This window comes from Enterobacter mori LMG 25706 (assembly GCF_000211415.1).
Classification (GTDB): Bacteria; Pseudomonadota; Gammaproteobacteria; order Enterobacterales; family Enterobacteriaceae; genus Enterobacter; species Enterobacter mori.
Window position 1 is genome coordinate 336,520 of the sequence record NZ_GL890777.1, and the last position, 7,498, is coordinate 344,017.

At 55.5% G+C, this 7,498-nt stretch carries 6 protein-coding genes; 3 read left to right on the forward strand and 3 right to left on the reverse strand.

Features of this window, described 5'->3' with window-relative positions:
• Together dsbB and nhaB are read right to left on the reverse strand one after the other, a co-directional pair.
• Nucleotides 1-524 (reverse strand): disulfide bond formation protein DsbB (gene dsbB / locus ENTMO_RS0115375; protein WP_010432731.1); only part of this gene is annotated, 524 nt, incomplete at its 3' end.
• Nucleotides 525-667: 143 nt separating this feature from the next.
• Nucleotides 668-2,206, reverse strand: coding sequence for a Na(+)/H(+) antiporter NhaB (nhaB, locus tag ENTMO_RS0115380; protein ID WP_010432734.1), 1,539 nt, complete (start codon nt 2,204-2,206; stop codon nt 668-670).
• A 201-nt stretch (nt 2,207-2,407) separates the two neighbouring features.
• On the opposite strand from nhaB, the gene fadR reads away from it, so the two are divergent.
• A complete protein-coding gene (fadR, locus tag ENTMO_RS0115385) occupies nt 2,408-3,127 on the forward strand; it encodes a fatty acid metabolism transcriptional regulator FadR (RefSeq protein ID WP_010432738.1) in 720 nt (239 codons plus the stop codon).
• 112 nt (nt 3,128-3,239) lie between these two features.
• On the opposite strand, the gene ENTMO_RS0115390 is transcribed toward fadR, so the two are convergent.
• Complete coding sequence (locus tag ENTMO_RS0115390) at nt 3,240-4,772, reverse strand: SpoVR family protein (protein ID WP_010432741.1); 1,533 nt, start codon at nt 4,770-4,772, stop codon at nt 3,240-3,242.
• 323 nt (nt 4,773-5,095) lie between these two features.
• On the opposite strand from ENTMO_RS0115390, the gene ENTMO_RS0115400 reads away from it, so the two are divergent.
• Together ENTMO_RS0115400 and dadX are read left to right on the forward strand one after the other, a co-directional pair.
• Nucleotides 5,096-6,394, forward strand: a complete 1,299-nt coding sequence (locus tag ENTMO_RS0115400) for a D-amino acid dehydrogenase (RefSeq protein ID WP_010432747.1) — start codon at nt 5,096-5,098, stop codon at nt 6,392-6,394.
• 9 nt (nt 6,395-6,403) lie between these two features.
• On the forward strand, nt 6,404-7,474 hold the full coding sequence (dadX, locus tag ENTMO_RS0115405) for a catabolic alanine racemase DadX (RefSeq protein ID WP_010432750.1): 1,071 nt from the start codon (nt 6,404-6,406) through the stop codon (nt 7,472-7,474).
• Nucleotides 7,475-7,498 lie beyond the last annotated feature (24 nt).

Here is a 7,498-nt window from a genome sequence, read left to right on the forward strand (position 1 = left end):
CCAAATAGATCGCGTTTCTTTGGTTTAAACGGCTGGGCAATCAGCACCAGCAGGGCCACAACGAAGTAGGCCACAAAAATCCCCACCAGCCACTGCGGCATCTCCAGGGTCAGGAATTCCCACTGACGTACAGAACAGTCGCCGGACGCCACAAACACCTGCGGCAGCCACTTATCCAGCGGCAGCCAGCTCGGGAAACGGGCGGCAAAATCACAGGTCATAAACGGTGACGGATGCAGCTGCATCATGGTGTGTTCCCTGGAGAGTTCAATTCCCTTCCAGGCACTGTACAGCCAGATAGCGATACCGGCATAGCGTAACGGTGATTTCGGGGCAATCGCGCCCACCAGACCCGCGCCCATAATGCCGAACAATGCGCAACGTTCGTAGATACACAGCACGCAGGGCTTCAACCCCATCACATGCTGGAACCACAACGCGACCATTTCCAGCGCAAAGGCGGTCAGGGCCATTAACAACCACGCTCCGCGACCGCGAGAGCACTGGTTTAAAAATCTCAACATAATCATTTCCCTGGAGCATGCTTAGAAAGCGCAGTGTAAACGAATTCGTTTTCCGCGCCACCTGTACCTGACGAAATAAAACGTAATTGGATGTTTATCATGCGAAAAGGCAAACGGGCAGCGAACTGCCCGATTTACACATCTTAATGCGCGGCAAGTATACCCGCTTGTATCCGCCAGTGCGTATAAGGAATGAGGGTAATTTTGACGCAAAGCAAACCCACAATCGTCAGTACCAGCGTATAGGGCAGGGCCATCCAGACCATTCTTCCATAAGAAAGTCGTATGAGTGGCGCAAGCGCTGAGGTCAGCAGGAACAGGAATGCGGCCTGGCCGTTAGGTGTCGCTACGGAAGGCAGGTTGGTGCCGGTGTTGATCGCCACCGCCAGCAGTTCAAACTGCTGAGCGCTGATAACGCCTTGCTCCATGGCTGCTTTCGCTTCGTTGATATACACCGTGCCGACAAAAACGTTATCGGAAATGGAGGAGAGCAAACCGTTAAACAGGTAAAACAGCGAAAGCTGGGCGTCGGGCGCGGCTTGTAATACAAAGGCAATAATCGGCGCAAACAGGTGCTGATCGATAATCACCGCCACTACCGCAAAGAATACCGCCAGCAGCGCGGTAAACGGCAAGGCTTCGGTAAAGGCTTTGCCGATAGCGTGCTCGTCGGTCACGCCGCTAAAGGTGGTGGCGAGAATAATAACCGACAGGCCAATTAACCCCACCTCAGCAAGATGGAAAGCCAGCGCAGCAATAAGCCAGACGCCAATGATGCCTTGTGCGATCAGGCGTAGCGTATCCTGGCGCGTGCGCTGACGGCGACTTTGCACGTCAAATGTATGCAGCTCCTGTCGCACCGTCTCAGGCAGCTTCGCGCCGTAGCCAAAGACGCTGAATTTCTCGACAAGAATACAGGTGACGACGCCGCAGATGAGCACCGGAACGCTCACTGGCGCCATGCGCAGGAAGAATTCGCCGAAATGCCAGCCCGCCGCTTTGGCGATGATCAGGTTTTGCGGTTCCCCCACCATCGTCATCACGCCGCCCAGCGCTGTACCCACACCCGCATGCATCATCAGGCTACGCAGGAACGCGCGGAACTGCTCCAGCACCTCACGGTTATGCGCGTCGACATGGCTATCATCCTGCAAATCCTCACCGGGTCGAGAAGACGCGACGCGATGATAAATGCCGTAAAAGCCGACGGCCACGCTAATCACGACGGCCACCACCGTCAGGGCATCAAGGAAGGCCGACAGAAACGCTGCCGCGAGACAAAATGCCACCGACAGGATCGTTTTTGAGGGAATACTCAGCAGCAGCCGGGTAAAGATAAACAGCAGTAGTTGCTTCATAAAGTAGATGCCAGCCACCATAAACATCAGCAGCAGAAGCACCTCAAGATTGGATGCCAGCTCCTGTTTAACATGCTCCGCGCTGGTCATGCCAATCACCACCGCTTCAAATGCCAGCAGACCGCCGGGAAGGAGTGGATAGCATTTCAGCGCCATCGCCAGGGTGAAGATAAATTCCGCCACCAGCAGCCATCCGGCAACAAACGGATTGACATAAAACAGGATGGGGTTAACGACCAGGAATACCAGAAGTATGAGTTTGTACCAGTCAGGTGACTGACCTAAAAAGTTGCGCCACAGCGCGCGGCCAAATGAAATTTCCACGACAGACGTCCTTCCCCGTCAAATAAGGCAAAACATCAGTATACGCAAAAATGGGGGCGTAGAGGGGCATTAGGTCAAATTGTAAATTTCACAAAAATGAAACGGCGATCCCTCTTTTCTCTCTTTGCTGCGCTATCTGCCTCTGCGAGCCTCTGGTATGATGAGTCCAATTTGCTAAAGCTGTGTAATGGAAATCTCACTATGGTCATTAAGGCGCAGAGCCCGGCGGGTTTCGCGGAAGAGTACATCATTGAAAGCATCTGGAATAATCGTTTCCCTGCGGGATCAATTCTACCTGCTGAACGCGAACTCTCTGAACTGATTGGCGTCACCCGTACTACGCTGCGTGAAGTTCTGCAGCGTCTGGCACGTGATGGCTGGTTGACGATTCAGCACGGCAAGCCAACGAAAGTAAACAACTTCTGGGAAACGTCCGGGCTGAACATTCTTGAAACGCTGGCGCGTCTCGACCACGAAAGTGTGCCGCAGCTGATCGACAATCTGCTCTCCGTGCGTACCAACATCGCGACTATCTTTATCCGTACCGCGTTCCGTCAGCATCCTGAAGATGCGCTTGCGGTGCTGGCCAGCGCGAACGAGGTCGAAGACCACGCTGACGCTTTCGCCACGCTTGACTATAACGTCTTCCGCGGACTGGCCTTTGCCTCCGGTAACCCGATTTACGGCCTGATCCTGAACGGGATGAAAGGGCTCTATACCCGTATCGGTCGCCACTACTTTGCTAACCCTGAAGCCCGCAGCCTGGCGCTGGGTTTCTACCATAAGCTGAGCAAGCTCTGTACCGAAGGGCTGCACGATCAGGTTTATGAGACGGTGCGTCGCTATGGGCATGATTCCGGTGAAATCTGGCACCGCATGCAGAAAACGCTTCCGGGCGATTTAGCGATTCAGACCCGCTAAAAGAAAAAACCTCTCGTACGAGAGGTTTTTTTTCGCCCGGTGGCGCTTCGCTTACCGGGCCTACAAATCCCTGAACCGTAGGCCGGGTAAGGCGTAGCCGCCACCCGGCAAACTACAGCGTATTTAACCGCGCCGGGCACCGCTCCAGCAGCTCCACGCTGCCGTCTTCATTCTGCTGTTCAAGCAACACGTCAAAGCCCCACAGCCGATGCACGTGCTTCAGCACCTCTTTACGCCCTTTATCCAGCGGCGCGCGGTTGTGCGGGATATAGCGCAGCGTCAGGGAGCGGTCACCGCGTAAATCCACATTCCATACCTGGATGTTCGGCTCAAGGTTGCTCAGGTTGTACTGGGAAGAGAGGCGAGAGCGGATCTCGCGGTATCCCTCTTCGTTATGGATCGCCGAAATTTCCAGGTAGTTGTTACGGTCATCATCCAGCACGGTGAAGAAACGGAAATCTCGCATGATCTTCGGCGACATAAACTGGCTGATAAAGCTCTCCTCCTTAAAGTCACGCATCGCGAAATGCAGCGTTTCCAGCCAGTCAGAACCGGCGATGTCCGGGAACCAGTATTTGTCTTCCTCCGTCGGCGACTGGCAGATGCGCTTGATGTCCTGGAACATTGCAAAGCCAAGGGCATACGGGTTGATGCCGCTGTACCACGGGCTGTTATAAGCAGGCTGGAACACCACGTTGGTGTGGCTGTGCAGAAACTCCATCATAAAGCGTTCGGAGACTTTCCCTTCGTCATACAGGTGGTTAAGGATGGTGTAGTGCCAGAAGGTCGCCCAGCCTTCGTTCATCACCTGCGTCTGTTTCTGCGGGTAGAAATACTGGCTCACCTTACGCACAATGCGCAGGATCTCGCGCTGCCACGGCTCCAGCAGCGGGGCGTTCTTCTCCATAAAGTAGAGCAGGTTTTCCTGCGGCTCAGACGGATAACGACGCGCTTCGGCGACCGTTTTCTCCTCCTCACGCTTCGGCAGGGTACGCCACAGCATATTCACCTGGCTTTGCAGATACTCCTCACGGCTTTTCTGCCGGGCCTTCTCCTCCTGTAAGGAGATTTTTTGCGGACGCTTGTAGCGGTCAACGCCGTAGTTCATCAGCGCGTGGCAGGAATCGAGCAGTTTTTCCACTTCATCCACACCGTAGCGCTCTTCGCATTCGGTAATGTATTTACGGGCGAAAATCAGGTAATCGACAATCGAGCTGGCATCCGTCCAGCTGCGGAAAAGATAGTTGTTCTTGAAGAAAGAGTTGTGCCCGTAGCAGGCGTGCGCCATCACCACCGCCTGCATGGTAATGGTGTTCTCTTCCATCAGATAGGCAATACACGGATTGGAGTTAATGACGATCTCATACGCCAGTCCCTGTTGACCGTGTTTATACAGCCGCTCCGTTTCAATAAATTTCTTACCAAACGACCAGTGCGGATAGTTGATCGGCATCCCGACGCTGGAGTAGGCATCCATCATCTGTTCGGACGTAATGACTTCAATTTGATGGGGATAGGTATCCAGGCGATACAGTTTTGCTACCCGGTCAATCTCGGCCAGATAGACATCAAGCAGCTCGAAGGTCCAGTCGGGTCCATCGCTCAGACGTGTGTTGTCCTTGGATATGGAATCAATAGTAGCCATTAGCGCGCCCTCGTTGTTGGGAGCTCTCTCTGTCTGGAGAGCCTCCTTTCAAGCATAGATCAACGCGTTAAAAAGCGTGCTGAAGCAGAAATTTTTTCTTTGCGATTTCGCGTTTTTGATACGGCAAAAAAAGCGGGTCTTGCAGAGTTTTATGCTGGCTAAAAATAACGCGCAGCAGGAGATCCCAAATTAGCACTATCCCCTGATACAGGGGGATGTGTGAGGTAAGTCACCATCAAAAAAGTCGTATGTTGAATAATATTTTCAACTAGGTTATCAATCTGTAATTAGAAGATTGTTCTTTTGCACATAATGGAGTGGCTATGCGTGTTGTCATACTGGGAAGTGGTGTCGTTGGCGTAACCAGCGCCTGGTATTTAAGTCAGGCGGGGCATGAGGTTACCGTTATCGATCGTGAATCTGGCCCGGCGCTTGAAACCAGTGCGGCGAACGCCGGACAAATCTCTCCGGGTTATGCGGCGCCGTGGGCAGCCCCCGGCGTGCCGTTAAAGGCGATTAAGTGGATGTTCCAGCGTCACGCGCCGCTGGCGATCAGTCTCGACGGCACGCAGTTCCAGCTGAAGTGGATGTGGCAGATGCTGCGCAACTGTGACACCCGCCACTACATGGAAAATAAAGGACGCATGGTGCGTCTGGCGGAATACAGCCGTGATTGCCTGAAAGCCTTACGCGCCTCGACGGGCATTGAGTACGAAGGCCGTCAGGGCGGTACGCTGCAGCTGTTCCGCACTGAGCAACAGTACGAAAACGCCACCCGCGATATCGCCGTGCTGGAAGATGCGGGCGTACCCTATCAGCTGCTGGAAGCCAGCCAGCTGGGGCAGGTGGAGCCTGCGCTGGCGGAAGTGGCGCATAAACTGACGGGCGGCCTGCGCCTGCCCAATGACGAAACCGGCGACTGCCAGCTCTTTACGCAACGTCTGGCGCAAATGTGCGAGCAGGCAGGGGTGAAATTCCGCTTTAACACCTCTGTCGACAAGCTGCTGTCGGAAGGGGAAAAAATTTACGGCGTGAAGTGTGGCGAAGAGGTGATCAAAGCCGATGCCTACGTGATGGCGTTTGGTTCGTACTCCACCGCCATGCTGAAAGGTATCCTCGATATTCCGGTCTACCCGCTGAAAGGCTACTCGCTGACCATTCCGGTGAAAGAAGAGAGCGGCGCGCCCGTGTCGACCATTCTGGACGAAACCTACAAAATCGCGATCACCCGCTTCGACAACCGCATTCGCGTGGGCGGCATGGCGGAGATCGTGGGCTTCAACACCGAACTGCTGCAACCGCGTCGTGAAACGCTGGAAATGGTGGTGGGCGATCTCTTCCCGCGCGGAGGCTTTGTCGAACAGGCGACCTTCTGGACCGGTCTGCGCCCCATGACGCCGGACGGCACGCCGATTGTCGGCCGCACGCCGTATAAAAACCTGTGGACCAATACCGGGCACGGCACGCTCGGCTGGACGATGGCCTGCGGCTCGGGTCAGCTGCTGAGCGACCTGATATCTGGCCGCACGCCAGCAATTCCGTTTGACGATTTAAGTGCCGCACGTTATCAATCAGGGTTTACCCCATCGCGTCCGCAGCACCTGCACGGCGCACATAACTAAGGAGTCGTCATGTCCCGTCCCATTCTGGCTCAGCTGGATTTGCAGGCCCTGAAGGATAACCTGCAAATTGTTCGCCGTGCTGCGCCGGGTACACGCGTCTGGTCGGTAGTCAAGGCAAATGCCTACGGCCACGGCATTGACCGCATCTGGAGCGCCCTTAGCGCAACTGACGGTTTTGCGTTACTCAATCTGGAAGAGGCGATTCTGCTGCGCGAGCGCGGCTGGAAAGGGCCCATCCTGCTGCTGGAAGGCTTTTTCCACGCCGACGATCTGCCGCTGCTGGACAAATACCGTCTGACCACCAGCGTTCACAGCAACTGGCAGATTAAGGCGATTCAGGATGCGAAGCTCCACGCGCCGCTGGATATCTATCTCAAGGTGAACAGCGGTATGAACCGCCTGGGCTTCCAGCCTGAGCGGGTCCATACGGTCTGGCAGCAGCTGCGTGCCCTGAAAAATGTGGGTGAAATGACGTTGATGGCGCATTTTGCGGATGCTGAAAAGCCGGACGGTATCGCCGATGCCATGGTCCGCATTGAGCAGGCGGCAGAAGGGCTGGATTGCCCACGTTCGCTGTCGAACTCGGCGGCGACGCTTTGGCACCCTGAAGCCCACTATAACTGGGTGCGTCCGGGTATCGTACTGTACGGCGCATCTCCCTCGGGCCAGTGGCAGGACGTCGCCAACAGCGGCCTGAAGCCGGTCATGACCCTGCGCAGTGAAATCATTGGCGTGCAGACGCTGAAGACGGGTGACACGGTAGGCTATGGCAGCCGCTACCGTGCGGCGGGCGAGCAGCGCATCGGGATTGTCGCGGGGGGCTATGCGGACGGCTATCCGCGTCTGGCGCCAACCGGCACGCCCGTGTGGGTCGATGGTGTTCGCACGGGCACGGTAGGCACCATCTCAATGGATATGATGGCGATAGATTTAACCCCCTGTCCGCAGGCGGGCATCGGATCGCCGGTCGAGCTGTGGGGTAATGAGGTAAAAATCGACGATGTGGCTTCCGCTGCGGGCACGGTCGGCTATGAATTGATGTGCGCGCTGGCACCGAGAGTGCCGGTTGTGACGGTGTAACGAATGTTTGTGTCGGGTGGCGGC

Bases quoted from the DNA above. Each gene is read 5' to 3' on its own strand.
- fadR (WP_010432738.1), top strand. From the start codon at position 2,408: ATGGTCATTAAGGCGCAGAGCCCGGCGGGTTTCGCGGAAGAGTACATC.
- ENTMO_RS0115390 (WP_010432741.1), bottom strand. From the start codon at position 4,772: ATGGCTACTATTGATTCCATATCCAAGGACAACACACGTCTGAGCGAT.
- ENTMO_RS0115400 (WP_010432747.1), top strand. From the start codon at position 5,096: ATGCGTGTTGTCATACTGGGAAGTGGTGTCGTTGGCGTAACCAGCGCC.
- dadX (WP_010432750.1), top strand. From the start codon at position 6,404: ATGTCCCGTCCCATTCTGGCTCAGCTGGATTTGCAGGCCCTGAAGGAT.